The sequence below is a fragment of the Furfurilactobacillus sp. WILCCON 0119 genome (assembly GCF_053471565.1).
Genome location: NZ_JBPCCV010000001.1, coordinates 372,911 through 397,344, shown reverse-complemented (window position 1 = coordinate 397,344; position 24,434 = coordinate 372,911). Strand labels below are relative to the sequence as shown.

21 protein-coding genes are annotated in these 24,434 nt (G+C 48.4%); 5 read left to right on the top strand and 16 right to left on the bottom strand.

What is annotated here, in order from left to right:
- Window positions 1-122 precede the first annotated feature (122 nt).
- The 5 genes from ACRYI5_RS02145 to ACRYI5_RS02125 all read right to left on the bottom strand — a co-directional run bounded on the left by ACRYI5_RS02145 (window position 123) and on the right by ACRYI5_RS02125 (window position 5,054).
- A complete protein-coding gene (locus tag ACRYI5_RS02145; protein ID WP_448224110.1) occupies window positions 123-1,541 on the bottom strand; it encodes an NAD(P)(+) transhydrogenase (Re/Si-specific) subunit beta in 1,419 nt (472 codons plus the stop codon).
- Window positions 1,538-1,852 carry an NAD(P) transhydrogenase subunit alpha gene (locus tag ACRYI5_RS02140; RefSeq protein ID WP_407878375.1) on the bottom strand — a complete coding sequence of 105 codons (315 nt, stop codon included), beginning with the start codon at window positions 1,850-1,852 and terminating at the stop codon, window positions 1,538-1,540. Before ACRYI5_RS02140 ends, ACRYI5_RS02145 begins: the two co-directional genes overlap by 4 nt.
- A 2-nt stretch (window positions 1,853-1,854) precedes the next feature.
- The gene (locus ACRYI5_RS02135; protein WP_448224109.1) at window positions 1,855-3,039 is read right to left on the bottom strand and encodes an NAD(P) transhydrogenase subunit alpha; all 1,185 of its coding nucleotides are present in this window, start codon (window positions 3,037-3,039) and stop codon (window positions 1,855-1,857) included.
- 166 nt (window positions 3,040-3,205) lie between these two features.
- The gene (ffh, locus tag ACRYI5_RS02130; RefSeq protein ID WP_407878372.1) at window positions 3,206-4,669 is read right to left on the bottom strand and encodes a signal recognition particle protein; all 1,464 of its coding nucleotides are present in this window, start codon (window positions 4,667-4,669) and stop codon (window positions 3,206-3,208) included.
- Window positions 4,670-4,706: 37 nt separating this feature from the next.
- Window positions 4,707-5,054 carry a putative DNA-binding protein gene (locus ACRYI5_RS02125; protein WP_407878370.1) on the bottom strand — a complete coding sequence of 116 codons (348 nt, stop codon included), beginning with the start codon at window positions 5,052-5,054 and terminating at the stop codon, window positions 4,707-4,709.
- A gap of 154 nt (window positions 5,055-5,208) precedes the next feature.
- On the opposite strand from ACRYI5_RS02125, the gene ACRYI5_RS02120 reads away from it, so the two are divergent.
- Both ACRYI5_RS02120 and ACRYI5_RS02115 read left to right on the top strand, forming a co-directional pair.
- Window positions 5,209-6,714, top strand: coding sequence for an amino acid permease (locus tag ACRYI5_RS02120; RefSeq protein ID WP_448224108.1), 1,506 nt, complete (start codon window positions 5,209-5,211; stop codon window positions 6,712-6,714).
- A 386-nt stretch (window positions 6,715-7,100) separates the two neighbouring features.
- Window positions 7,101-8,753 carry a hypothetical protein gene (locus ACRYI5_RS02115; RefSeq protein WP_448224107.1) on the top strand — a complete coding sequence of 551 codons (1,653 nt, stop codon included), beginning with the start codon at window positions 7,101-7,103 and terminating at the stop codon, window positions 8,751-8,753.
- Between the two features lie 157 nt (window positions 8,754-8,910).
- Here the strand turns inward: ACRYI5_RS02115 and ACRYI5_RS02110 are convergent, their stop codons facing one another.
- The gene (locus ACRYI5_RS02110; protein WP_448224106.1) at window positions 8,911-9,309 is read right to left on the bottom strand and encodes a DUF805 domain-containing protein; all 399 of its coding nucleotides are present in this window, start codon (window positions 9,307-9,309) and stop codon (window positions 8,911-8,913) included.
- Between the two features lie 232 nt (window positions 9,310-9,541).
- Here ACRYI5_RS02110 and ACRYI5_RS02105 point away from each other — a divergent pair, with 232 nt between their 5' ends.
- Together ACRYI5_RS02105 and ACRYI5_RS02100 are read left to right on the top strand one after the other, a co-directional pair.
- Window positions 9,542-10,141 (top strand): TMEM175 family protein, encoded by a 600-nt coding sequence (locus ACRYI5_RS02105; RefSeq protein WP_448224105.1) that lies wholly within the window; start codon window positions 9,542-9,544, stop codon window positions 10,139-10,141.
- 47 nt (window positions 10,142-10,188) lie between these two features.
- Window positions 10,189-10,734, top strand: coding sequence for an N-acetyltransferase family protein (locus ACRYI5_RS02100; protein ID WP_448224104.1), 546 nt, complete (start codon window positions 10,189-10,191; stop codon window positions 10,732-10,734).
- Window positions 10,735-10,812: 78 nt separating this feature from the next.
- On the opposite strand, the gene ftsY is transcribed toward ACRYI5_RS02100, so the two are convergent.
- The 8 genes from ftsY to ACRYI5_RS02060 form a co-directional block, all read right to left on the bottom strand.
- The gene (gene ftsY, locus ACRYI5_RS02095; RefSeq protein WP_448224103.1) at window positions 10,813-12,291 is read right to left on the bottom strand and encodes a signal recognition particle-docking protein FtsY; all 1,479 of its coding nucleotides are present in this window, start codon (window positions 12,289-12,291) and stop codon (window positions 10,813-10,815) included.
- A 26-nt stretch (window positions 12,292-12,317) separates the two neighbouring features.
- The gene (gene smc, locus ACRYI5_RS02090) at window positions 12,318-15,875 is read right to left on the bottom strand and encodes a chromosome segregation protein SMC (RefSeq protein ID WP_448224102.1); all 3,558 of its coding nucleotides are present in this window, start codon (window positions 15,873-15,875) and stop codon (window positions 12,318-12,320) included.
- Between the two features lie 14 nt (window positions 15,876-15,889).
- Window positions 15,890-16,627 (bottom strand): ribonuclease III, encoded by a 738-nt coding sequence (rnc, locus tag ACRYI5_RS02085; protein ID WP_407878357.1) that lies wholly within the window; start codon window positions 16,625-16,627, stop codon window positions 15,890-15,892.
- Between the two features lie 71 nt (window positions 16,628-16,698).
- Window positions 16,699-16,950, bottom strand: a complete 252-nt coding sequence (acpP, locus tag ACRYI5_RS02080; RefSeq protein WP_407878356.1) for an acyl carrier protein — start codon at window positions 16,948-16,950, stop codon at window positions 16,699-16,701.
- A gap of 78 nt (window positions 16,951-17,028) precedes the next feature.
- Window positions 17,029-18,057 carry a phosphate acyltransferase PlsX gene (gene plsX / locus ACRYI5_RS02075; RefSeq protein ID WP_448224101.1) on the bottom strand — a complete coding sequence of 343 codons (1,029 nt, stop codon included), beginning with the start codon at window positions 18,055-18,057 and terminating at the stop codon, window positions 17,029-17,031.
- A gap of 51 nt (window positions 18,058-18,108) precedes the next feature.
- Complete coding sequence (gene recG / locus ACRYI5_RS02070; protein WP_448224100.1) at window positions 18,109-20,154, bottom strand: ATP-dependent DNA helicase RecG; 2,046 nt, start codon at window positions 20,152-20,154, stop codon at window positions 18,109-18,111.
- A gap of 221 nt (window positions 20,155-20,375) precedes the next feature.
- A complete protein-coding gene (locus tag ACRYI5_RS02065; protein WP_448224298.1) occupies window positions 20,376-22,031 on the bottom strand; it encodes a DAK2 domain-containing protein in 1,656 nt (551 codons plus the stop codon).
- A gap of 74 nt (window positions 22,032-22,105) precedes the next feature.
- Entirely contained in the window at window positions 22,106-22,468 is a 363-nt protein-coding gene (locus tag ACRYI5_RS02060; protein WP_407878352.1) for an Asp23/Gls24 family envelope stress response protein, read from the bottom strand.
- A gap of 261 nt (window positions 22,469-22,729) precedes the next feature.
- On the opposite strand from ACRYI5_RS02060, the gene rpmB reads away from it, so the two are divergent.
- Window positions 22,730-22,915 (top strand): 50S ribosomal protein L28, encoded by a 186-nt coding sequence (gene rpmB / locus ACRYI5_RS02055; protein WP_017261785.1) that lies wholly within the window; start codon window positions 22,730-22,732, stop codon window positions 22,913-22,915.
- 130 nt (window positions 22,916-23,045) lie between these two features.
- Here the strand turns inward: rpmB and ACRYI5_RS02050 are convergent, their stop codons facing one another.
- Window positions 23,046-23,768: a thiamine diphosphokinase gene (locus tag ACRYI5_RS02050; protein ID WP_448224099.1), complete on the bottom strand. Its 723-nt coding sequence runs from the start codon at window positions 23,766-23,768 to the stop codon at window positions 23,046-23,048.
- A gap of 5 nt (window positions 23,769-23,773) precedes the next feature.
- On the bottom strand, window positions 23,774-24,427 hold the full coding sequence (gene rpe / locus ACRYI5_RS02045) for a ribulose-phosphate 3-epimerase (RefSeq protein WP_407878349.1): 654 nt from the start codon (window positions 24,425-24,427) through the stop codon (window positions 23,774-23,776).
- Window positions 24,428-24,434: the final 7 nt, after the last annotated feature.

Below are 24,434 nucleotides of genomic sequence, written 5' to 3'. Positions count from 1 at the left end.
ACTTTAACAAAAATCACGATTCAAATGTGTCTACTGTTAACCAAACTGTTAACCATTCTGATGATGAGCTCTCCGAAAAGGATTCACGCAAAGGAAATTAATTGTCCATAAACCTCGTTACATCACTGGTTGATGTACTCCTTGGTTGAAGCGACAATGTCCTGTAACCCCTTCTTCGCATCTGAGAAGAACATCTGCGTATTATCTAACGCAAATAACGGGTTCTGGACCCCAGCATAACCGGTACTCATCGACCGTTTAATGACAACAACAGACTTCGATTTATCAACGTCCAGAATTGGCATCCCGGAAATCGCGTTTCCTTTTTCACGTGCCAGTGGGTTCGTGACATCATTAGCCCCGATCACGAGGGAAACATCCGTATTTTCAAACATTGAATTAGCTTCTTCAAGCTGTTTCATCTGGTCATACGGAACATTGACATCTGCCAGCAACACGTTCATATGCCCTGGCATCCGCCCAGCGACTGGGTGAATCGCGTAGTTCACGTTGATTCCGTTATCCGTCAAGAGCTTTGCCAACTCAGCCACTTCATGTTGTGCCTGCGCAGCAGCCAGCCCATAGCCTGGCACGATCATCACGTTGTTTGCGTAAGCCAATTGCAAACCGATATCATCAGCACTCGTTTCCTTAACGTTAACGGGTGTTTCATCAGCGGCGCTACTGCCATTGCTATCGCCAGTCCCAAAACCACCGGCCAAAATGTTAGCCACAGACCGGTTCATGGCATCAGCCATTTGCAACGTCAAAATGGTCCCTGCCGCCCCAACTAAGGCACCGGCGATAATCAAGACCTGATTATCAATGACAAACCCGGCAAAGGCCACGGCTAACCCAGTAAATGCGTTTAACAAGGATACAACAACCGGCATATCGGCCCCACCAATTGGTAAGGTCATCAAAAGTCCAAAAATAAGACTCGCAACGAGTCCTAACACAACGTACCACGCGTTTGTGGGCATGCCAACCATTAACCATGCGGCCACTAACATCGCGATAATAACAAGTGCATTAACGATCCGGGCCCCTGGAAATGTGATGGGTTTTCCTGGTACATGTCCGGATAACTTCCCGGTTGCAATCAGCGACCCTGAGAAGGTAATCCCACCAATGATCACATCGAGTAACACTGGGATAGAAAAGGCTACTGCCAGATGAGCCCCGTTTGCTTTAACGGTGTAATCAAAAATTCCGATAACGGCCGCCGCACCACCACCAACGGCATTAAACAAACTAACTAACTGTGGCACATCCGTCATTGGAACCTTTCGTGCCCGACTGACCCCATACCAAACACCAAGAACCAGGCCTAAGATCAGCACAAGCCAGCCGATTCCAGTAATTTTGCCATCAACCAATAGGCTTACAATGACCATAATCACCGCTAAAAACATCCCAATCGCCGATAAGCCATTCCCACGGCGAGCTGACTTTGGTGACCGCATCATGTGCACCCCGATGACATAACAAACAGCAGAGACTAAATAGACCAACGAGGAGGCTGTCATTAATCCACTCATTTTTGATCATCCTCCTTTGAATTCGACTTCTTTGGTCGGTTAAACATCCCTAACATCCGATCCGTTACGGTGTAACCACCGGCCACATTGATGGCTGCGAAAAAGGCACCGAGAAAGGCTAAAACATAAAAGACCCAGCTATTTGCTTCCGCAGCAATGACAAACGCACCAACCACAACAACCCCGTGAATCGCGTTTGCACCGGACATCATTGGTGTTTGTAACGTTGACGGAATTTTGCTCATAACTTCAAAGCCCACAAGCAGGCTTAAAACAAAAATGGCTAAATTCGAATATAATTCTTGACTCATCTTCACTCACCGTCCTTAGTTGGTTCACCGGCTGGTGTTTTCGGTTGTCGGTCAGGCATCTTCATGGCGGCCCGCAAGCGATGACTGATAATTTCACCGTCTTTTGTTGCAATCAGTTCGCCCAAAACGTCATCATCAATGTCAAACGTTAACGTGTCGTCTGCGGTGATGTAACTCACAACAGCCTGAACATTCTTAGAAAACATATCAGAAGCAGCGGCCGGTAGTTGACTCGCCATGTCACCGGCCCCGATGATCTGGGCTCCTGCAGGCGTTGTTACTGTCGTTGCAGGCTTCGAACCGGCAACATTTCCACCAAGGTCGCTTGCCGCAAGGTCAATAAAAATGGTTCCGGGTGTTGCTGCGTCAACCGACTTCTGAGTGACAAGAACTGGCGGCTTACGCCCAGGAACCTGCGCCGTTGTTATGACCACATTGTTTTCGGCAATAAACCCGGCGAGTTCATCCTGTTGCTGTTGTGTTTCTTCCGGCGTCAGCTCCCGGGCGTAACCACCCTCGCCAGCGCCCGAAACAGAGGTCGTTAAAAAGGTGGCCCCCAGTGATTCCACTTCACCGCGAGACGCTGGCCGAACATCATAGCCAGACACCACGGCCCCTAACCGCTTCGCTGTCCCAATTGCTTGAAGACCAGCAACCCCAGTTCCTAATACCAGGACCTTGGCAGGCTTGGCCGTTCCGGCGGCAGTGATCATCATTGGAAAGTACCGCGAGAACCGATCCGCTGCAAGCAAAGCAGCCTTATAACCAGCGACACTGGCTTGGGAACTCAAGACATCCATTGTTTGGGCCCGTGAGACGGTCCGTGGTAACAATTCAAACGCTAATGCCGTTACACCACGGTCTGCCAACGACTGAATGCCGTCCGGGTCCGTCAATGGTGCTAATAATCCAATCAACGTCTGGCCCGCGGTCAACTGCTCCACGGTGGCCTGATCTGGCTGATTGACAACTGCAATCACATCGGCCTGTGAGAGCGCCTGCTCGCGGCTGACAATGTTTGCCCCGGCCTCTGTGTACGCGCTGTCGGGGTAAAAGGCCTGAACACCGGCCCCTTGTTCAATTAATACTTCATAGTGCGCCTTAATCAAACGACTAACGACACCCGGCGTTAACGCAACCCGGTGCTCGTCAGCAGTCTCTTTTAGCGTTGAAACTACGATAGCCATGTAACATCCCTCCAATTTGAAAGTGTTTTCACAGCTTAAGCATAGCGCTTTCATTAGTTTGAAACAATGACTAACCCTATTTATCTTTAACGCTCCGTCCATTGTCTGTCAGAGCACAAAAAAAGAACTCATCTTAACAATGAGTTCTTGTGATCCACGCACTTGTTTAACGGCTCCGTTTGTTCTTCTTCAACCGTTTTTTCTTATTCTTCTTCGTTTGACGAACCATTCGATTCATCGCCATCTTACCAAGACGGCCAGACATACCAGAACCACCACCAAGCATGTTCCCAAGACCGCCCGGAACCATCTGATCAAGTGCCCCCATGTTCCCATTGGACATTTGCTTCATCATTTTTTTCATCTGATCAAACTGTTTGATCATCCGGTTAACTTCCTGAATTGGCCGTCCGGAACCTGCGGCAATCCGCCGCCGCCGACTTGGTGTCAGCACGTCAGGATGTTCACGCTCCTGCGGCGTCATCGAATAAATCGTGGCCCGCATGTGCGCCATGTCCTTTGGATCAATCTGGGCGTTGGCCAAGGCAGGATTGTTGGCTAGGCCAGGAATCATCTTCATGATGCTTTCCATACCACCCATGTTGTTCATCTGGTCCATCTGATCCAGGAAATCGTTAAAATCAAACGAGTTCTCCCGCATCTTTTCTTCCAGTTGCGCGGCCGTTTTCTCATCAGAAACTTGCTGAGCCTTTTCAATCAGGGTCAGCATGTCCCCCATTCCAAGAATCCGTGAGGCCATCCGGTCCGGGTGGAATGTGTCCAAGTCGGACATCTTTTCCCCTTCACCGACAAACTTGATTGGTTTCCCGGTCACGGCCCGGATTGATAAGGCTGCCCCACCACGGGTATCACCATCGAGCTTTGTCAAAACAACCCCGGTAACATCCAGCTTATCGTTGAACCCAGTGGCTGTGTTCACGGCATTTTGCCCGGTCATGGCATCCACAACCAGTAAAATTTCATCCGGCTTCGCTAACGCCTTGATGTTAGCCAGTTCGTCCATTAACTGTTCATCGATCTGTAACCGTCCGGCGGTATCGATGATGACATAATCGTTCTTGTTCTCATCAGCTTGCGCTAACCCTTGGCGAACGATTTCCACGGGATCAACATCGGTTCCCAACTGGAAGACCGGCACGTCAATGTCATGGGCAACTTGTTGCAGTTGCTCAATGGCTGCGGGCCGGTAGACGTCGGCGGCAATGAACAGTGGCCGGGCATTTTGTTCTGTTTTCAGCTTGTTCGCGAGCTTCCCGGCCGTGGTGGTTTTCCCGGCCCCTTGAAGCCCGACCATCATGATAATGGTTGGAATTTTTGGCGACTTGTTTAACGCCGTCGCATCCGACCCCATCGTCTTGGTCAGTTCTTCATCAACGATTTTAACGATCTGTTGTGCCGGGTTTAACCCGTCTAACACATCGGAACCAGTGGCCCGGTCCCGCACCGTTTTAACAAACGTTTTCACCACGTCAAAGTTAACATCGGCTTCTAATAATGCTAACCGGATTTCCCGCATCGTTTCACGGAGATCGGCGTCTGTCACCTTTCCCTTACCGCGCAGGTGTTTCATTGCATTTTGTAATCGTTCTGTAAGCCCTTCAAAGGCCATGCGTCATTCCTCCAATAAACTAACTTATTAATTGCTTTTATTCAGCTTCACTGTCCGTTAATTCAAGGTGCTCCACTAATTGTGCTAACAGCTTATCTGTCGGATAGTGGGTGCTAACGTACACGGCGATGGCATCAGCATCCTGATTTCGTTTTAAAAAATCGGCATACAGATGAAGCTTTGTTTCATAGCCTTCCAATATCTTCTCAGTCCGTTTGATGTTATCGTAAACGGCCTGGCGACTCACCGAAAAGTTCTCTGCAATTTCGCCCAGTGAATAGTCATCACCATAGTATTGTTCAATGTATGATTTCTGTTTATCTGTTAACAACGGTTCATAAAACTCAAAGAGTGAGTTGATCCGATCGTTCTTTGCAATTTCCATGTAATCATCCTTATCATAACCGATACCTTGGTATTTTAACATTTTGCTTGCGGCTTGAACACTAAGAAAAACCGATTGCAATGGATAAGGTAGCCCTTTTTAACCAATCGTGATACGTTAGAAGTACACATCAAACAAATTCGAGGTATGCCTCATGAAATCACAACCGACGCTGAGTGCCTTTGGCTTTTTTACGCTCACTGCTGCCATGCTCATGTCAGCCGATGAGTATCCCGCATTTGCACAGTCTGGCCTGTTAGCAACCTTTTTCCTGGTGGCTGCTGGACTTCTCTGGTTCCTACCTGTTGCCCTGGTTGCTGCTCAAATGGCCACCGTCCCCGGTTGGCACGATGGTGGTGTCTATACCTGGGTCAAGGGTGGGCTTGGTCAGCGGGCTGGGTTCATTGCCATCTTCTTTCAATGGCTTCAGATCACCGTAAATTTCATTACGATGATTTATTTTGTCATTGGGGTTTTAGCCTATGCCGTCGGGATCCCCAGTTTAAACACAAACCCTTGGCTTAAATTTGCATTATTTATCTTCATTTATTGGGTCATGACCGCGGGCCAGCTTCGGGGCATCAACGGAACGGACCGCATCGTCAAATGGACGTTTATGCTTGGAATCGTGCTACCGGCGTTCATTTTGTTAGGACTTGGGATCGCCTACCTCCTTCAAGGGCATCCACTTCAATTTACAACTAGTATCAGCAGTAACGTCACCACGCTCAGCCACAGTGTCTCATTAACAACCATTGTACCGTACATTCTTGCCTTTACCGGCATTGAAGCCTCGGCTTCCTACATCATGGACCTCAAGCGACCGGCCCGAAACTATCCATTGATCATGCTTGTGTTGGTCGTGTTTGCCATTGTGCTTGACTCATTTGGTGGCCTTTCAGTTGCCGCCGTTGTCCCTGCACGCGAATTATCCTTGAACCAGGGGGTGATTCAGGCCATTGCCAAAATGATCAACATTATTACAAGCCAACCACTAAGCCTTGTCGTAAAGGGGCTCGGCCTCTTAATGGCCGTCGGAATGCTGGGTGAAATCAGCTCATGGATCGTTGGCCCCGTTAAATCACTGCTTGTCACTGCGGAAGATAACATCCTCTCGCCGTGGTTTAGTACCGTCAACAAAGATCAGGTCCCCGTTCGCCTTGTCATCCTTCAGGGAGCTCTAGTATCCCTCATCGGCCTCGTCCTGACCGTTGGGTTTGGCGGAAATAACGCCGCCTTTTCAATGGCGATGTCGTTAACGGTTATGCTGTACTTAGTGATGTACATTCTGATGTTTACAGCCTTTTTGCGGCTCTCGTTAAAACGTCAGTTTACAACGGCGACGTTTAAGGTGCCCGGTGGCTTTGGCAGCGAACTTGTTATTGGCAGCCTTGGATTGATCAGTTCGCTACTGGTCTTTGGATCAACTTTTCTGCCCACTAGTAGCACAACCATTACCAAACCAGTGTACGCGGCCATGATGGGTGGGTTCTTTCTTATTGTCCTCGCTGCAACACTATTTATTTACAGTCGTCGGCAAACGGGTCAGGTCACCCGTTCTTGGCACGTTCGCCATTTACGCCATGACGAAGTCCCTAAGTTTACCCAAATTCAAGGACGTGGTGAACATACGATTGAACCAAATGAACCTAAACAATAACGAAGTCACGGGAATTGCCGCGAAAGCAAAAATTGCTTTCGCGGCTTTTTTGTCGCTTAAAACCGTCACAAGCTTAAAAACAGCAGACATAATCACATCACGAATCGTAAACATTTCCGCCCATCGATCATTGTTATTGTTTAGATTTATTTTATCAAAGAATCAATATTAAATTATTATAAAATCGTTTATATTTTATCGGATTAACATTTTTCCTTGTTGCAAAGGCATTTTGGTAAAATTAAAAAAATCACTCAGGTAGATTGATTGCTTGAACCACCATCAACATTACTTTATAATCACAGAGGATTTAACTTACAAGCAAAACTCATTTAGCCAAATATTTCAAAAAAAGCGATTAGCTTTAAATTTAAGGAGATTTTCGAATGACGTCTACGGACCACTCCCGGTGGCGCTCCATTATTTTAACCACCGGCCTCATTTTCTTAAGCACAATTATTTTAACGCTTCCCGCTTTTCTACACGTTCCCTTCAAGCTTTCGTGGGATGGGTCAATTCACCTAAGTCGAATCGAGTCAATTAGCCAAGCCTTTCATCATGGTCAGCTCCCGCCACTTGTTTCTTTCATTGGGCTTGATCAGGCCTTAACCGCAGTCTCTGGCATGTACCCCTGGCTAACGCTCCTTTTATTTGCCGTTCCAAGATTTTTTATCGCAAATCCCGTTCACGCATGGGTTGCAGGGCTCTTCTTACTTAATTTTTTAACTGGGATCACTGCTTACTGCCTTGCCCGTTCGCTGACAACCAACCGGATTTATCGCTGGGCTGGGATGAGCGTTTACCTCTTTAACGGCTATCATCTCATTCTCCTTTATGCCCGGAGCTCCTTAGGTGAAGCGCTGGCTTACGCTTTTTTCCCAATTGTCCTCCTTGGTTGTTGGACCATTTGGCAACATAATCGTCGTGGCTGGCTTTGGTTAGCGCTCGGCATGGGTGCAATCGCTAACAGTCACGTCTTATCACTTTTTGCCACAGTCTTACTCGTTGCACTAGCAGAAATCTGGCGGCTTTTTCACCGCCAAGTTCACCTGGCCGAAGTTTGCCAGTTCGGTCTTGCTGCTGTGCTATCAGGACTAAGTGCATCGCTTGCCTTAGCCAACATCGTTACGTTATCACTTCAAAATAAGATCCTCCCGCCCTCTAGCTACACCGTAGCCGCTCTTCCAACAACGGTCTTTAACAGTCTTATTAATAACTCAATATACGAAAACGCATACGCGTGGAGTCTCGGCCTCATCTGCACGATTGCCCTCATTTGGTTAGTCTATCGGGCCCTTACAACTAAAACCGGCACTTCCTTACGGTGGCCTAAATGGAGTTTAGCGACTGGGGGTGTTGTTGTTTTAACGTTCAGTTGGTGGCCGTGGTTTCTCCTTCGTCACACCATCTTTGCTCAGTTTCAATTTGTGGGCCGGGCGTTAGGTTTAGCGGCACTTTTATTGACCGTTGCCTTATTGACCTACTGGATTGAAAATAAAACGCCCGTTAAGCCCATTTTAATTTTTACTTCTATTCTGATGATTCTCGCAGTTGTCTCAGTTTTTCAATATGAAAGGGATTATTCAAATCCTAGTAACCTTGATGCGGGTAAAACACCCTTTACGGTTAATGCCTACTCAGAAATCATTAACCATAAAAATGCAAATGCGTCAGACTACAAACCAGCAGTCATTCATCATGGTACTAAAAAATCGGCATTGAAGTGTTCTAAGGGCGTAACCATTCGCCATTACCACAGTTCCTTCAATCAGATTACCTATCAAATCACTTCTAACCGGTCTCAAAACGCGAACCTTATGATTGCAAAGTACCGTGGTGTTCCGTATGACATTACCGTTAACGGCCACGCTCAACGAAGCCAAGAGCCGCACAATATGAAGCTGGCGCTTAAAAAAGGCAATAATCAGGTTACCATTTCTTCTCACGCACCCCGTTCACAAACGCTTTTCTTTGCCCTTAGCTGCGGTGCGATCTTCTTGAATCTCCTTGGATTAGCCGTCGCATTTCTACGGAAATAGCTGTAAGTAATTGTTTGACTTAGATTCATCCAATGCACATACCCAGCAATAAAAAATTGGCAGTTAGTTGATGCCCCCGATTAGGGACCAACTAACTGCCAATTTACGTTAGTACATTATGCCACTAAATGGCTCATTAACAATTCACAGCGGTTGACTAATGTTTCGTTGTCTCTACTGGCGTGTACACCCCGGCACCCGTTGGGAAGCAATGCAAAATCACCAACGGAATCCACCCGATGTATGGGACCAACATGATAAAAATCAGTGCCCAGTGAAAGCCCGCATCCCGTAAGCGACGAACAGACAACGCGAGTGCTGGCACCAGTGCTGCGGCGCTATACAGAAATAACAGGACAAGTGCAATCCCCGTTACCGTTAATTCAGGCGTTGAGTAATGACCATCGTTTGATAAAAATGCCATCCAGACCACGGTCCCCATCAACACCACTTCCATCACCGCATTAATTAAATAAACAAACCAATATTGGGGTCGATTACTAACGCCAACAAAATCCGCATAATGCGACCAAAATTCCTTATACGCTTGCCACATAGGTCATCATCCTTTCATAACTAGGTTGTCTCCCATTATTTCACCCGCAACTAATTTCGTCAATAATGTAAATGTTTCCAATTGGCAATAATTCGATTATCCGACTGTTTCAATAACAATCCATCGTCCATAAATTCATCACTTCCGGACTGTCTTTTTTGCGTTTTTTCAGCTATCATATTGTGTACTTGCTAGTTTTTAAAACTTGTTCGAGGAGGCTATCTTAACCCACATGAATAAAAGTCGTGTCGAGGCATTTACAGACGCCGTACTTGCCGTGATTCTAACCATCATGTTGCTAGAATTTAAAACACCATCGTCGCTCAAATTTAGCGCCATCTACCACGAATTACCGCACCTAATTGCTTATGCGGTCGGCTACCTCATGATTGGGGTCGCCTGGTATAACCATCATTATATGTTTGGCAAAACCAAGCGAATTACCAAGCGGATCTACTGGTCAAACAACTTTTGGCTCTTTACAACCTCATTTATTCCCGTTGCAACGGCGTGGGTCGGTGAAGGAATCAACGCCCGCGGACCAGAATTATTTTACAGTTTGGTGTACCTCCTGTGGTTTAGTTCGTACATTGTTTTAAGTCACACCATCGTCAATGAAAATGACAAATACGGCTACCACAAAGCTGCGACGGACATTCGCGCGACAAACGTCTACCGCCGGGCAACCAAGTGGCAGACATTTTTTATTGTCATTGGTGCCATGGTCCTGGCCCTCATTTTTTGCCCAGCAATGCAATTACTCATTATCGCCATTCAAATCGGCATGAATGGGTATGATACCCCAAAAGATGGCGACCGTTTTATTGAATAGCACGGCTTTGATCGTGTGTAACCTTACATGGATTAGGAGATTGCTTTATGAAATTTCATCGCGCAACACTTGAAGAATTTGACACCGTTATGGCCATTTTAAGTGACGGCCGTAACCAGCTTGCTGAATCAGGAATTGACCAATGGCAGGGTGAATATCCGGCTCCTGAACACATCCGACAAGACATCGACCACGGCTATGCCTACCTCTTATCCTCTGACGACGAAGAAACCATCGGCACCGTCACTGTGATGCCAGCTCCCGACGATTCATACGCTAATCTGCAGGGTGACTGGTTGAAAGAAACCACCGCCTACCTGACCATTCACCGGGTTGCCATTCATTCTGATCACGCCGGCAAGGGCTACGCATCCACCATGTTTGAAGGCCTGATTGCCCACGTTGAGGCAGAGTATCCGCACATCGAAAGCTTGCGGATCGATACGCATCAGGATAATAAACCGATGCAGCATTTATTAAGTAAGATGGGTTTCACTAAAGTCGGTGAAATTCATGGTGTGTATCGCGTCAACGAAACCAGTTATGTTTATGAACAACTGGTCACACGGCCCCAGTTGAGCACCACTGTTTAACCTATCTCACCAAACAAAAATGACTGGCTTCCCACAATCATGGAAAGCCAGTCATTTTTGTTTGCCTAAATTTTTACGTTATTCCTTAATCAGGCCCTTAAATAAGCCGTAAACAAATTCATTTGGATCAAACGGTCGTAGATCCGCAACCTGTTCACCCAACCCAACAAACTTCACGGGAAGGTGCATTTCGTTACGAATGGCAAGCACGATGCCCCCCTTAGCGGTTCCATCGAGCTTCGTCAACACGATTCCAGTTACGTCCGTCGCTTCACCAAACGTCTTTGCCTGATTGAGCGCATTTTGACCCGTTGTGGCGTCAAGAACCAGCAACACTTCATGCGGTGCGTCTGGAATTTCACGCGCCAACACCCGTTTCATTTTTGCCAGTTCGTTCATTAAGTTGACCTTGTTTTGAAGCCGCCCAGCGGTATCAACCATCAAGATGTCGACGTTTTCTGCCTTGGCCCGTTGCACTGCGTCATATACGACAGCAGCAGGATCACTCTTTTCAGGCAGGGCCACCACTGGAACCCCGTCACGTTTGCCCCACACCTGGAGCTGTTCAATGGCACCAGCTCTAAACGTATCAGCCGCGGCAAGCAAAACAGATTTACCTTGTTGTTTATACATGTTGGCCATTTTACCAACGGTCGTGGTCTTCCCCACACCGTTGACCCCAACGAAGAAGATCACCGTCGGGCCACTGGCTGCCATGTGCATCGAATTATCTTCCCCGTTACCCTCTTGATCATACAGGTTAACAAGTTTTTCAACGATGACGTTTTCAACGTCTTGCTGTTTCTTCGCATGTTGGAGTTTAACTTCGTCGCGGAGTTCATCCGTGATCGTGACGGCCGTATTAAAACCAACGTCAGCGCCAATCAACGTTTCCTCTAAATCATCAAAGAAGTCTTCATCCACGTGGCGGAAGTTGGCTAAAAAGGCGTTTAACCGGTCACCAAACGTTTGGCGTGACTTTTCTAATCCCTTATCATACAGTTCACTATCGCTCTTTTGTGCCGGTTCAGGCGTGGCAGTTTCGTCTGCCGCTTCGTCATTGTCCACTTCCGTCGACGTTGGGGCTGTTTCACTCGTTGGTTCGGCACTCACCGCGGCGTCAGAAGCTGGTGCCACGGACGTTGCACTACTCGTGGCCGCCTGGCTTGCCTGCGATGGACTTGCCTCCGTTGCGCCCGCGGACATGACAACCTCATCCATTGCCGCCTGGCTCTTCGTGACCCCTTCGCTCGCACTCGTTGCGGCCGAGGCCGGTTCGCTCACTAGTTCGTCAGCCGCTGATTGTTCAACAACCGGCGTCGCTGACGGCGCTATGGTTTCACTGTGCGGTTCTTCAGTGACTTCACTGACGCTACTGGTAACGGAGGCTGGCTCACTGACGGTACTTGTTGCTGATTCTGCTTCGCTAGCAACGGCTGACTCACTGACCACACTTGTCGCTGATTCTGCTTCACTGGCAGCTTGTGAGGATTCAGCCGCGCTCGTTGCTGCTTTTTCCGCAGCGTTACGCCGCCGGAAAATATCAAATAATCCCATTATGCTTCACCCACTTTGTTTTCTTGTTATGAAACGCTCTCGACATCATCCAGCGAGACGGAAACCATCTTTGACACCCCAGATTCCTGCATCGTCACCCCATAGAGGACGTTTGCATTCACCATCGTTCCCTTTCGGTGAGTAATCACAATAAACTGGGTGCCACCGCCGAAGTTTCTAAGGTAGCGTGCAAATCGAACAACATTGGCTTCATCAAGAGCAGCTTCTGTTTCATCCAAAATTGCGAACGGAACGGGCCGCACTGCCAAAATGGCAAATAACAGCGTGATGGCCGTTAATGACCGTTCACCACCGGATAACAAACTCATCCGCTGGAACTTTTTGCCAGGTGGCTGGGCCATGATGTCAATTCCTGTGGTCAAAATATTGGCGGGATCCGTTAAGACAAGCTCTGCCTTCCCACCACCAAACATTTCACCAAAAATCTCACTGAACGCCACGGCAACTTCGTCAAACGCCTGCTTGAAGCGAACGGAAACCTCACCGTCCATTTCAGCCATCGTTTCTTCCAATTGCTGTTGACTGGTCAAGAGATCCTTTCGCTGACGATCCAAGAAGTCGTATCGCTCAGAGACCCGTTCATATTCTTCAATGGCGCCGATGTTCACGTCACCAAGTTCGTCGAGCCCCAACTTGAGTAACTTCAACTGCTTCTTGATGTCATCAAGATCAGCATCACTCAAATCAACCTGGGCGTCGTCAAAACTAACATGGTAGGTCTCGCTAAGCCGTGTTAACGCACCATCTAACAGGGTTGCCAGCCGTGACTGTGTTGCCCGAAGATCATTCATTTCACGAAGGGCAGACTGCTGCAACCCCTGGGCCCGTTCTAAGTCCTGCTCTGTAGCTGCAACCATCTCAACGATGCCCGTTAATTCGGTTTCCGTTTGGGTCAAACGATCACTGGTTGTTTGTTGCTTCTTTTGGGCGTCCGCTAACTGCTCAGCCGTCGACCGTTTGTCTTTCCCCTGGGCCATTTGTTGATCCGTCACAACGGTCAATCGGTGTTGGTCAGCGTTTAACTGAGCGGTTTGGGCCGTCACCGTTTCTTGTAACCGGTGCTGATCGGCCTGCCGGGCGGTTACTTGCGCCGTCGCGGCAGCTAACCACTGCTGTTTTTCTTGTAGCTGAGCGGCCTTTGTACTAACATCCGCGGTCAGCGTTGTAAGTTCCACCTGTCGCGCCGCTTGTTCTGCTTTGAGGGCGTCCAGTTCGGCCGTTACTGCCGCCGTTTTTTTCTCATTGGCCGCAAGTTGGGTCTGATAGTCAGCCGCTTGATCATTCTGTTGCCGTTGCTCAAACTGACTGGCTTCCAACCGCCGTTTTGCGACGGTAATTTGTTCTGTCAATAACTGACCTTGCCCGGTAACTTGCTGGGCCTCAGCCGTCGCAGTGGCGAGTTGTTGCCGCAGTGTCTTTAACGTATCTGCCTTAGCAACCGCTGCCTTTTGAAGGGCCGCAACGTGCTGTTCTTGTTGCGTCAATTCTGCCGTCATCTTCTTAATGGCGGCGGCAAGCTCCGTTGCTTCCGTGCGTTGACTTAAAAGACCCGCTTGCTGATTCCGGTTCGCTCCACCAGTAATGGAACCACTCGCGTTCATCACCTGGCCATCCGTCGTGACGATGCGGAACCGGTGACCACCAGCTTTAGCAATTTCAATTGCGGCTGGTAAATCGGTTGCAATAACCGTGGTCCCCAGCAAGTAATCCACAACGGGACTGATTTGGGCCTCTGCCTGAACCAATTGACTCGCTAACCCAACATAACCAGGCATGGTTGCCACAGTATCAAGTTGACTTTGACTAAGTGTGCGTCCATGAATCGTGGTCAATGGCAAAAAGGTGGCCCGTCCCGCACGTTGCTTCGTTAAATAAGCAACCGCCTGCCGCGCCGTCTGCTCGTCACGAACCACTAACTGTTGAAGCTGAGCTCCCAACGCGGTTTCAACGGCCTTTGTGAGGTCCTTTGAAACCGTGATCAAGTCGGCCACTGGTCCAATGAGCCCGTCAAACTGACTTCGTTGGTTCAAGATGGCTTTGACCCCCTGGTAAAACCCAGCGTGATCGTCGCTCAAGGCGGCCAAACTTTCGGCACGTGCTTGGGCCCGCTGCTGCACGCCTAATGCGTTATACCAGTTCTTTTGCGCCTGTTCTGCATCGCTAACTAGCTTTGCATGTTCATTTGTTGCGGACTGAACTTGCTCTGTCAGTGCTTGCTGCTTTTGCTCTGCATCCGCTTGCGTTTGGGCTAACTGTTCTTGTTGTGTGAGAAGGTCGGTCACTGCCGCCTGCAGTTTTTCGGTTTGAACGTCTAACCGTGCACTTTGTTGGCCCCCACGCTCATGATTCTGGGTCAAAAAGTGGCGTTCATTATGCAGCGTTGTTAACGCCTGCATCTGCTCCACGTAATCATCCTGGAGCGTTGTGAGCCGTTTACGTAACCGGGCCTCTTGCTGTTCAACTTTATCAGCTGAGAGCGTCTTCACCAGCCGGTTGACTTCTGCCACCTCAGCCTGTTGCGCTGTTAACGCAGCTGTTACTGTCGCCAGTTCAGCGGTCGCCGTTTTTTGGGCCGCCTTAGCAGCCTCAATTCTAGCCGTTAATTCAGCAACCTGTTGCGCCTGAAACTCCGTCCGGGTCGCCGCGTTCGCTTGCAACCCAGAGAGTTGCTCAACTTCCTGGGTCAACCGCAGCAGTGTTGCTTGCAGCTTATCCTTTTCGGCCATCAATTCGTCACGACGCGCCTTCCGCTCACTAACCGTTTGTGACTGGTCATTGACCCGGGCTTCGGCGTCAGTCACCGCTGTCTGAACCTGCTCAACGCGCTGGTCGACCGTTTGCTTTTCAAGACGGTGATCGCGAATCTCAATCACCAACCGGGTCTGATCTAACTCATCAAACCGGCGCTTTTGCTCCAGATAATCCTTGGCCAGTGAACTTTGTTTAGCCAATGGTTCTAGCTGGTCTTCCAGCTCCGCAATGATGTCGTTGACCCGGTTCAGATAATCGCGGGTCGTTCCTAATTCCCGCTCAGCCTTATCTTTGTTTTGCTTGTATTTATAAACGCCCGCCACTTCTTCAATGATACTGCGGCGGTCTTCTGGTTTACTGTTGAAGATTTCTTCAACACGGCCCTGACTGATAATCGAAAATGATTCACGACCCAATCCGGTATCCATGAACAGTTCTAAAATATCGCGTAACCGACAGTCCTGGCCGTTCATTAAGTACTGTGAGTCACCATTACGAAACAGCCGGCGCATGACCTGAACTTCGGTAAAATCACTCTTCAAATAGTGATCCGAGTTGTCAAACGTAATCGCGACCTCTGCCCGATTTAACGCTTTCCGATTGGCTGATCCTGAAAAAATAACATCGGTCATCTTGGTGCCCCGCAGGTCTCTAGCGGATTGTTCCCCAAGGACCCAACGAATCGCTTCGATGATGTTACTCTTCCCACTTCCGTTCGGACCAACGATGCCGGTCATTCCAGGCATAAATTCAATTTTCGTTTTATCAGCGAAGGATTTGAACCCACTGATTTCTAACGTCTTTAGTTTCATTGATCGTCCATCCGTTATTTAGCGGTTGCGTTGTCCCCGTGGGTCACCAGTGTCTCTTGTTGGCCCCGAAGGTCAGTCAGCGCTCGTAATGCCGCTGCTTGTTCCGCATTTTTCTTTGATTTTCCTGTCCCTTCACCGATGATTTTCCCATCAGCGGCAACGGTCATGGTGAAGTCCCGGTCGTTTTCGGGACCATCTTCTGCCTTTAAATCATAGTCGATCTTCACATCACCATTGCGCTGTAGCCACTCTTGAAGTGCCGTTTTATAGTCAATGGCATGATCGAACCACCCAGCGTCAAGCTTTGGAAAAATGACCTTACTGATAAAGGCCACCACAGCGTCCTTCCCCTGGTCGAGGTACAGTGCCCCAATAAACGATTCAAAAATATCACAAAGTAATGACGCACGCTGGCGAGCACCCTCTTTTTCTTCACCCTTGCCTAACCGAATGTACTGATCAAAATGACATTCAAGGGCAAACTTTGAAAAACTGGCCTCCTGGACCATGGCCGCGCGTAACCGGGTCAACTTACCTTGTGGCATTTCTGGATACCGCCGATAAATGTATTCGGACACCGTCAGTTGTAAAACGGCGTCGCCCAAAAATTCAATGCGTTCGTAAAACTTGAGTCCCTGATTGGGGTGCTCATTAACATAGCTTGCCTGGGTAAACGCCTCATCCAGTAAAGCTGGGTTCTTAAAATGAATGTTAAACCGTGTCGCTAATTCTGTTTGTAATCCTGGGATCAAAATGGTCACTCCTTGTCGTGTGATTGTTATTAGTAAAAAAACCGCCTTCAACAGGCGGTTTCATTCTGGACCTACTCAGCGGTTTCCTGATGGTTATAAATGTAATCCACCACTTGACCAATCGTACTTAATTTTTCAGCATCATCATCAGAAATCTCGGCACCAAACGTGTCTTCCAATTCCATGATAAATTCAACAAAATCGATTGAATCAGCATCCAAATCATTCCGAAGGTTCAGTTCGTTTGTAATCTTATCTTTTTCAACTTCAAATCGGTCTGCAATAATGCTAGCGATTTTATCAAAAATTTCTTGTTTAGTCATGATTTCCCTAGTTTCTCAGTAGTGTTTTACAGTCATTTAGTTTATCGTTTTCGCGCCCTAATGTCTAGGGGGCACGGGCTATTTATCGCCATCTGTTGTGGTAGCCTTGGCGGCATCCTGTTCAAAGTACGTCACCGTTTGTTCAATCAAACCACTCGCAACAATTTGGTGGATTTGGCCCATGGTGTTGCGCACCGTTTCGGCCTTGGATGATCCGTGGGTTTTGACCACGGCCCCCTTTAATCCCAACAAGACGGCACCACCATGTTTGGAATAGTCCATCACTTGACCAACCTGATGAAACGCGTTGCGGCTCAATACATAACCCATTTTCGCTGCTGTGGAGGCCATGATTTTTGCCTTGATCAAGGACAACATTGATAGTGCAGTTCCTTCAATGGCCTTCAACGTCGCATTCCCGGTAAAACCATCCGTCACAACCACGTCAGCTGCTCCGTTGAGTAATTCACGTGACTCCACGTTTCCGATGAAGTTAATCCCTGGCATCTGTCTCAACCGTTCGTAAGCCTCCCGGTGGACCTTGTCACCCTTATCAGCTTCCGTTCCGTTGTTCAGCAACCCAACCCGTGGCTTAGTTAAGCCCATGACCGTTTGCCCGTAAAAGTTTCCTAACACGGCAAACTGTTCAAGGTTGGTCACCTTGTAATCAGCGTTAGCTCCCACATCAAGCATGGTAAAACTACCCGTGGCATCGCCGGTGACAACTGGCAGCGTGGTCGTCAACGCCGGCCGGTCAATTCCCTTGATGCGTCCAATAACAAATAACCCGGCAGCTAAAACGGCACCGGTGTTCCCGGCTGAAAAGAAGGCGTCTGCTTCACCATTCTTGACGGCGGTCGCCGCTAACACAATCGATGAATCCTTTTTCGTCCGAACCGCGCGAACCGGTTCATCTTCCATAGCAATCACAGAGCCAGCGGGGACAACCGTAATGCGCTCATTATTTGTTACCAGCGGGGTGACCTGATCTGCTAACCCATACAATTGAAACTCCATGTCAGGATACGCATCGCGGGCAAGTTCAACACCCTTAACGATTTCAACGGGGGCGTTGTCGCCACCCATAGCGTCTACAGCAATTTTCACAGTGTTTGACCTTCTCTTCCTAAACTAAGTTCATGTCATTAATTTAAATGATTAATCCAAGGTTGAATGGCGTTTGAGTTGGTGCTGTTCATACCCCGCCAACTCCCGGTTTTCCGGTTGACTCTGCCAATCAGGCGTCTCGACCAACGTCAGGGCTTCCTGTTGGGCAATCTGGAGAATGTTCAGTTGGGCAACGGGATCACCGACCTTAAAGACAGGTACCCCCGATTGTTTAATCCCTAAAACATCACCGGATCCTCGTAATTCTAAATCTTTTTGCGCCAAAAGAAAACCATCAGTTGTCTCCGTCATGACTTGCATCCGCGCAATCCCATCTTGCGTCTTCGGATCGGCCACCAGGATACACGTGGAAGCAATTTTCCCCCGGCCAACCCGGCCCCGCAGTTGGTGCAGCTGTGCCAAACCGAACCGATCGGCATCAAAAATGAGCATGACCGTTGCATTCGGCACATCCACCCCAACTTCAATAACCGTGGTGGACACTAGAACATCGTATTCATCTGCCTTAAACGCAGCCATCACCGCGGCCTTTTCGTCATTTTTCAAACGTCCGTGGAGTAAGCCCACCCGAAAATCAGGTGCAAAATTTTCGCTCAGATGTTCGTAAATGGCCTCAGCGTTTTTAACGTCAAGGGCCTCTGATTCCTCGATCAGGGGTGTCACGACGTACGCTTGCTGACCATGTTTTAACTGCTGCCGAATAAAGTCCATGGCGGGTTCGACCTGGTTACTTCGAATCCACCGTGTGGTAATCGGTTGCCGACCAGCAGGCAGTTCGTCAATAATTGAAACGTCCATTTCCCCGTACGCCGTGATTTGTAACGTCCGCGGAATCGGGGTGGCCGTCATTGCCAACACATCTGGATGGGCACCCTTCTTTCGGAGCGCTTGCCGTTGATTAACCCCAAAGCGGTGCTGCTCGTCGATGATGATCAACCCCAAGTTATGGTACACCACGTCATCTGAGATCAGTGCATGCGTCCCAATGATCAGGTTGACCTCGCCACTCTCTAAGTGTTTGAGTGCCTCTTTGCGTGCTTTTGTCTTGGTGGACCCGGTCAGGAGCACAATGTTTACGGGGACATCCTTAAATACCTCGGCCAGGTTCTTCGCGTGTTGCTCCGCTAAGATTTCGGTGGGTGCCATTAGGGCCGCCTGATGACCTGCCGTAATGGCAGCGTACATGACGATCGCTGCCACAATGGTCTTCCCAGATCCAACATCCCCTTGTAGCAACCGGTTCATGTGGAGGGGCCGTTTCATGTCAGCACAGATTTCATTCACGACCCGTTTTTGAGCGGCCGTTAATTCAAATGGTAACGTTTCAATAAACGTCTTGAGCGCGTGATTATCGTATTCAATGCTCATGCCTGCTTCCTGATGATCCTTGACCCGCATCATTTGCAGCCGGAGTTCAAACAGGAAAAATTCTTCAAAGACGGCCGTTCGGCGCGCCAGTTTAGCCGCTTCTGGATCTTTTGGAAAGTGAAGGTCATGAATCATTGTTTGCCGGTCCAGTAACCGGTACTTGGTGATTAGTGACGCCGGCAGGATGGAATAAATCACGTCATGGTAACCTTCATACGCCTGCTTGACCAGTTGGGCAATTGTGGACTGCCGCACACTTTTATTGGTGGTGTATATCGCACCAAACGCCGCATCGCCGGCACTGGTAATCACTTTCATTCCGGACAAGCTCTTGCGGGTAGCGTCCCATTTACCGTACACCGCCGTTTGTTGGCCAACCGTTAGTTGTTTAGCAAGCCAGGGTTGATTGAAAAAGGTCACAGTGACCACGTCATGACCAACTAATAAGCGAAAGTTTAACCGACTTTTCTTCCGTCCAAACCGGACTGTTGTTGGCTCCGTGGCCACCGTGCCCTTTAGGGTGATTTTTTCCCCCTCCGTGACGGTCGCCAGATCCCGAGCCTCTAAATCCTCATAACGAAACGGGTAGTTTTCTAACAAATCGCCAACCGTGACAAGGCCTAAACTTCTTAAGGCACTGGCCCGTTGCGGGCCCACACCCGTTAGGACCGTTATCGGATCTTCCAACGATTTTAATGGTTCTGACATGATCAATCACCCCCTTTTTTAGCATCAAAGTTCTCACTCCATGGTATCAAAAAGCACGTTAAAACAACAGGAACGTGCAATTTTCGTAATTCTTACAACTATGTACCCGCGTGACCACCCGTTCACCCAATGCACGCAGGACGCCCATGAACAAAAACTGTCCATGGGCGCCGACTTGCATCACCGAAGCAGGGTTTACCCGCCGTGATCACGCGTTATTGTTATTCTACCGAAATCAAGAATGGGTAAACGGGTTGGTCACCCTCATGGATTTCAACTTCAAGTTCATCATCGAGTTCCATAATCGCGTTTTCTAAGGCCGAAGCGTCTGCTTCAGTCGCATCCGCACCAAAGATAATCGTGACAATTTCACTGTCTTCATCCAGCATAGACTGCACCATCTTGGTTGCTGCTCCCAATAAATCAGGGTCCGTCACCTTAATGTCGCCATCCACGATCCCCATGAACTCACCATTTTTAATGGTGATCCCATCCAGGGTCGTGTCACGAATGGCATGGGTCACCTGACCGCTCTTCACGGTACTCAGGTTTTCTTCCATCGCTTGTTGATTTTCCGTCAGGTCCACATCAGGATTATAGGCAAGCAACGCCGTCATCCCCTGTGAAATCGTCTTACTATGAACAATGACCGTTGGAATTTCGGCCACTTCAGCAGCTTGGTCAGCAGCCATGAAAATGTTACCGTTGTTTGGTAAAATGATGGCCCGTTTGGCACCGCTATTCTTAATGGCGTTCGCGATGTCCTCAGTACTTGGGTTCATCGTTTGACCACCACTAATAACGTTTGTGACACCAAGACTCTTGAAGAGGTCAGCGACACCATCACCAGCAGAAATCGAAATAACGGCTGTCTCAGGTGCTGCAACAGAGGCCGTCGCCGGTTTAGAAACGGCAGCTGACTCATCTTCATCTTGTTCCATGATTTCTTCCTGTTGGTGCCGCATGTTGTCCACTTTAACTTTGATTAAATCACCAAAGTGTTGACCCCATGTCATCACATCACCAGGATGTTCCGTGTGAACATGAACCTTCACAATTTCATCATCGTTGATGACTAATAGTGAATCACCCAACGTTGCCAGGTAACCATAAAATTCATCGTAATCAAACTTCCGATCAACTTGTTGACCACCACCGATGCGCACCATGATTTCAGTACAGTAACCGTACTTAATGTCACTTGGGTCAAGTTCGCCCTGAACACTTCTGTGGTGTTCAGCGTTGATCATCTCATCCATCTGGGCATCATCCGGCGTGTCAATGTCATCTTCACTCGTCCGCCCGTTCAACACATCATCAAATGATTGAAAAATGAACACAAGCCCTTGGCCACCAGAATCAACAACACCAACCTGCTTCAAAACAGGCAGTAAGTCTGGCGTTGACGCCAATGCCACTTTAGCAGCGTCGTACACTGCATCCATGACCTGCACCACGTTATCTGTCTTTTCAGCTTCATCGCGACCCGCCTTAGCAGCCTCACGAATCACCGTTAAAATTGTCCCTTCAGTGGGCTTCATTACTGCCTTATAGGCTGTTTGGGCACTCGCAGCCAATGCTTCAGCAAAGTCCTGCGCCGTTAACGTGGCCTTCCCTTCAACGCTCTTTGAAAAGCCGCGGAAAATCTGGGATGTAATGACCCCAGAATTCCCACGAGCCCCCATCAACAACCCTTTGGCTAAGGCAGCCGCTTGGTCACTAACAGCAGTTGACGTTACGTCACGTTCATACTTTGCCCCACTCGCAAAGGCAAGTGAGATGTTGGTTCCTGTATCACCATCAGGCACTGGAAAGACATTCAGTGAATTAATGAATTCTGCCTGGTTCGTTAACCGTTTTGAGGCGGCTTGAACCATCTTGCCGAATTCAAGGTTTGTGATGGCTGTTAAAGTTGCTTCCAATTCAAATTCCCCCACTTCGCTACAATCAGCTAATCCGCCAGGACCCGAACGCCCTGGACGGTTACGTTAACAGAGTTGGCTGCAATGCCAAGCATGCTGTCTAAGTTGTAACGAACCTTTTGTTGTACGTTTTTTGAAACTTCAGAAATTTTCGTGCCGTAAACCACCACGATGTAAACATCAATGGCCACGCCGTTTTCCTCTTGGCGTACAACGACGCCACGTGAATAATTATCGCGTCGCAGAATTTCATTGACGTTATCACGGATTTGGTTCTTTGACGCCATTCCAACAACACCATAGTTATCAGTGGCAGCACCACCAACGACCGTTGCGATGACATCATTGTTGATGTCGATGGTGCCATATTGCGTTTTGATTTTCACAGCCATGAAGAAGGCCTCCTCAACTTTATCAGTCAATTTACGTAAAACTACGCAATGTAATCTTCAATCATGCTATCATAAAACCACTCACGAAAAAAGGCAAATCTAACTAATTACTTCTCGCGACCACGATTAAATCAGCATTTTTGCCTGTAAAGTAAATTTCCTTGGCATTTAGATATTGCATTCATTTGGTCGCTATGGTAAATTAGTCAGGTGAGAAAAAAGTGGTTCCCTTTGGAAATCCGCTTAGAGGAGGGATGAACAATGGCTAAAGATTTTATTACTGGCAAACGGACGCATTTCGGTAACAACCGTTCCCACGCCTTAAACAGCAGCCGTCGTAGCTGGAAGGCTAACCTGCAAAAGGTTCGCATCTTAGTTGATGGCAAGCCTAAGCGTGTTTGGGTCTCAGCCCGGACGTTGAAATCAGGAAAAGTTACGCGGGTTTAATTTTTTAAACCGGCTGACGTCATCCATTTATGGGTGACGTTTTTTCTTACCCTTAATTCACAAAAAAATCGTTGTAACTGACTATTCATTAGTCAATTACAACGATTTTTTTGTTTATTGCTCGTGTTGATCACAGGTCTGCATTTAAATCATACCGTTCAGCACGATTATCTGGCTGGTCTGTGCTTTGAATCACGCACACCACCCCACTCGTAAAGGAAAAGTGCGCCGTCGTGCCCACAAACTCATTGCTAGCGTATGAAACTGGCCGTGCCACGTCAACGTGATCCAGCCGATACCGTTCGTCAGCTAACGTTAAGCCAGTGACCGGCCCAAGCGTGACAAACGCCAGGTAGCGTTTATCTGCCTCTTTAGCAAGCTGATGCTCACCGGGATGGTAAAAGCGAATCGTATTCTGCCGATCCACAAAGACCAACCGTTCCGCTAATGCGGCAAACTGTGGCTCCAGGGGTAAAAAAAGGTTGGCAAGAAAATGATCAAGGCGCCCACCGGTTGCCCCGTAAATGACAATTTCTGTCGCATCATAACGGGTCATTGCCGTTTTCACGCCCAGCTGGGTGTCCGTTTCATCTTTAACGGAACTCACCTGCTTTAATTCTGGAACCTGGGATTGAACCCGCTCAAATTCAGCTTGCGTGGCAGAATCAAAATCACCAACAGCCACCCCGGGCGTAATGCCAAGGTCAAGTAAGCGAACTGCCCCACGGTCAACCCCGATCCACGGCCCAGAAATCTGCCCGGTCATCAACGATTGCGGCCAGTCGCTTTTTGGACCACCAACCAGGATGTTGACCCGGGGCACACGCAACCGCTCATCCGTGATTGATTTCATGTGGCTTAACGCGTGGCGTTATGAATGGAAGCAATCGCATCAGCTGGGTTGTCAGCACCGTAAACAAAGGAACCAGCAACGGCCACCGTTGCACCGGCGTTGTAGCAATCAACAACGGTCTTGTCGTTGACCCCACCATCAATTTCGATGTCAAAGTCATACCCTTTGGCTTGCTTTAGGTCATTCAGTAATTGAATCTTTTCAACCATTTCGTGCAGGAACTTTTGGCCCCCAAAACCAGGGTTAACTGTCATAACCAACACTTGGTCAACAAATGGTAATAGCGGTTCAATTTGGCTTACTGGTGTGCCTGGGTTAATCACAACTTCTGCCTTAACGCCGGCATTTCGAATCATTTGGAGTGCCCGGTGAATGTGTTCTGTTGCTTCAACATGAACACCGATCAAATCAGCACCAGCCTTGGCAAATTGTTCAATGTAGCGTTCAGGCTTTTCAACCATCAAATGAACATCCAAGAAGAGGTTCGTAATTGGCCGAATGGCTGCTAACGTTGTCCATCCAAACGAAATGTTAGGAACGAACATTCCGTCCATAACGTCCACGTGCAACAAGTCAGCACCGCTCTTTTCAATCATCTTAATGTCACGTTCAAAGTTCACAAAATCTGCACTTAAAATTGATGGGGCTACCTTAATCATAAAATTC

Bases quoted from the DNA above. Each gene is read 5' to 3' on its own strand.
- rpe (WP_407878349.1), bottom strand. From the start codon at position 24,427: ATGATTAAGGTAGCCCCATCAATTTTAAGTGCAGATTTTGTGAACTTT.
- ACRYI5_RS02100 (WP_448224104.1), top strand. From the start codon at position 10,189: ATGAAATTTCATCGCGCAACACTTGAAGAATTTGACACCGTTATGGCC.
- ACRYI5_RS02065 (WP_448224298.1), bottom strand. From the start codon at position 22,031: ATGGTTCAAGCCGCCTCAAAACGGTTAACGAACCAGGCAGAATTCATT.
- ffh (WP_407878372.1), bottom strand. From the start codon at position 4,669: ATGGCCTTTGAAGGGCTTACAGAACGATTACAAAATGCAATGAAACAC.
- ACRYI5_RS02105 (WP_448224105.1), top strand. From the start codon at position 9,542: ATGAATAAAAGTCGTGTCGAGGCATTTACAGACGCCGTACTTGCCGTG.
- ACRYI5_RS02125 (WP_407878370.1), bottom strand. From the start codon at position 5,054: ATGGAAATTGCAAAGAACGATCGGATCAACTCACTCTTTGAGTTTTAT.
- smc (WP_448224102.1), bottom strand. From the start codon at position 15,875: ATGAAACTAAAGACGTTAGAAATCAGTGGGTTCAAATCCTTCGCTGAT.
- ACRYI5_RS02115 (WP_448224107.1), top strand. From the start codon at position 7,101: ATGACGTCTACGGACCACTCCCGGTGGCGCTCCATTATTTTAACCACC.
- rpmB (WP_017261785.1), top strand. From the start codon at position 22,730: ATGGCTAAAGATTTTATTACTGGCAAACGGACGCATTTCGGTAACAAC.
- recG (WP_448224100.1), bottom strand. From the start codon at position 20,154: ATGTCAGAACCATTAAAATCGTTGGAAGATCCGATAACGGTCCTAACG.
- ACRYI5_RS02135 (WP_448224109.1), bottom strand. From the start codon at position 3,039: ATGGCTATCGTAGTTTCAACGCTAAAAGAGACTGCTGACGAGCACCGG.
- acpP (WP_407878356.1), bottom strand. From the start codon at position 16,950: ATGACTAAACAAGAAATTTTTGATAAAATCGCTAGCATTATTGCAGAC.
- ftsY (WP_448224103.1), bottom strand. From the start codon at position 12,291: ATGGGATTATTTGATATTTTCCGGCGGCGTAACGCTGCGGAAAAAGCA.
- ACRYI5_RS02060 (WP_407878352.1), bottom strand. From the start codon at position 22,468: ATGGCTGTGAAAATCAAAACGCAATATGGCACCATCGACATCAACAAT.
- ACRYI5_RS02050 (WP_448224099.1), bottom strand. From the start codon at position 23,768: ATGAAATCAATCACGGATGAGCGGTTGCGTGTGCCCCGGGTCAACATC.
- ACRYI5_RS02120 (WP_448224108.1), top strand. From the start codon at position 5,209: ATGAAATCACAACCGACGCTGAGTGCCTTTGGCTTTTTTACGCTCACT.
- ACRYI5_RS02145 (WP_448224110.1), bottom strand. From the start codon at position 1,541: ATGAGTGGATTAATGACAGCCTCCTCGTTGGTCTATTTAGTCTCTGCT.
- ACRYI5_RS02110 (WP_448224106.1), bottom strand. From the start codon at position 9,309: ATGTGGCAAGCGTATAAGGAATTTTGGTCGCATTATGCGGATTTTGTT.
- ACRYI5_RS02140 (WP_407878375.1), bottom strand. From the start codon at position 1,852: ATGAGTCAAGAATTATATTCGAATTTAGCCATTTTTGTTTTAAGCCTG.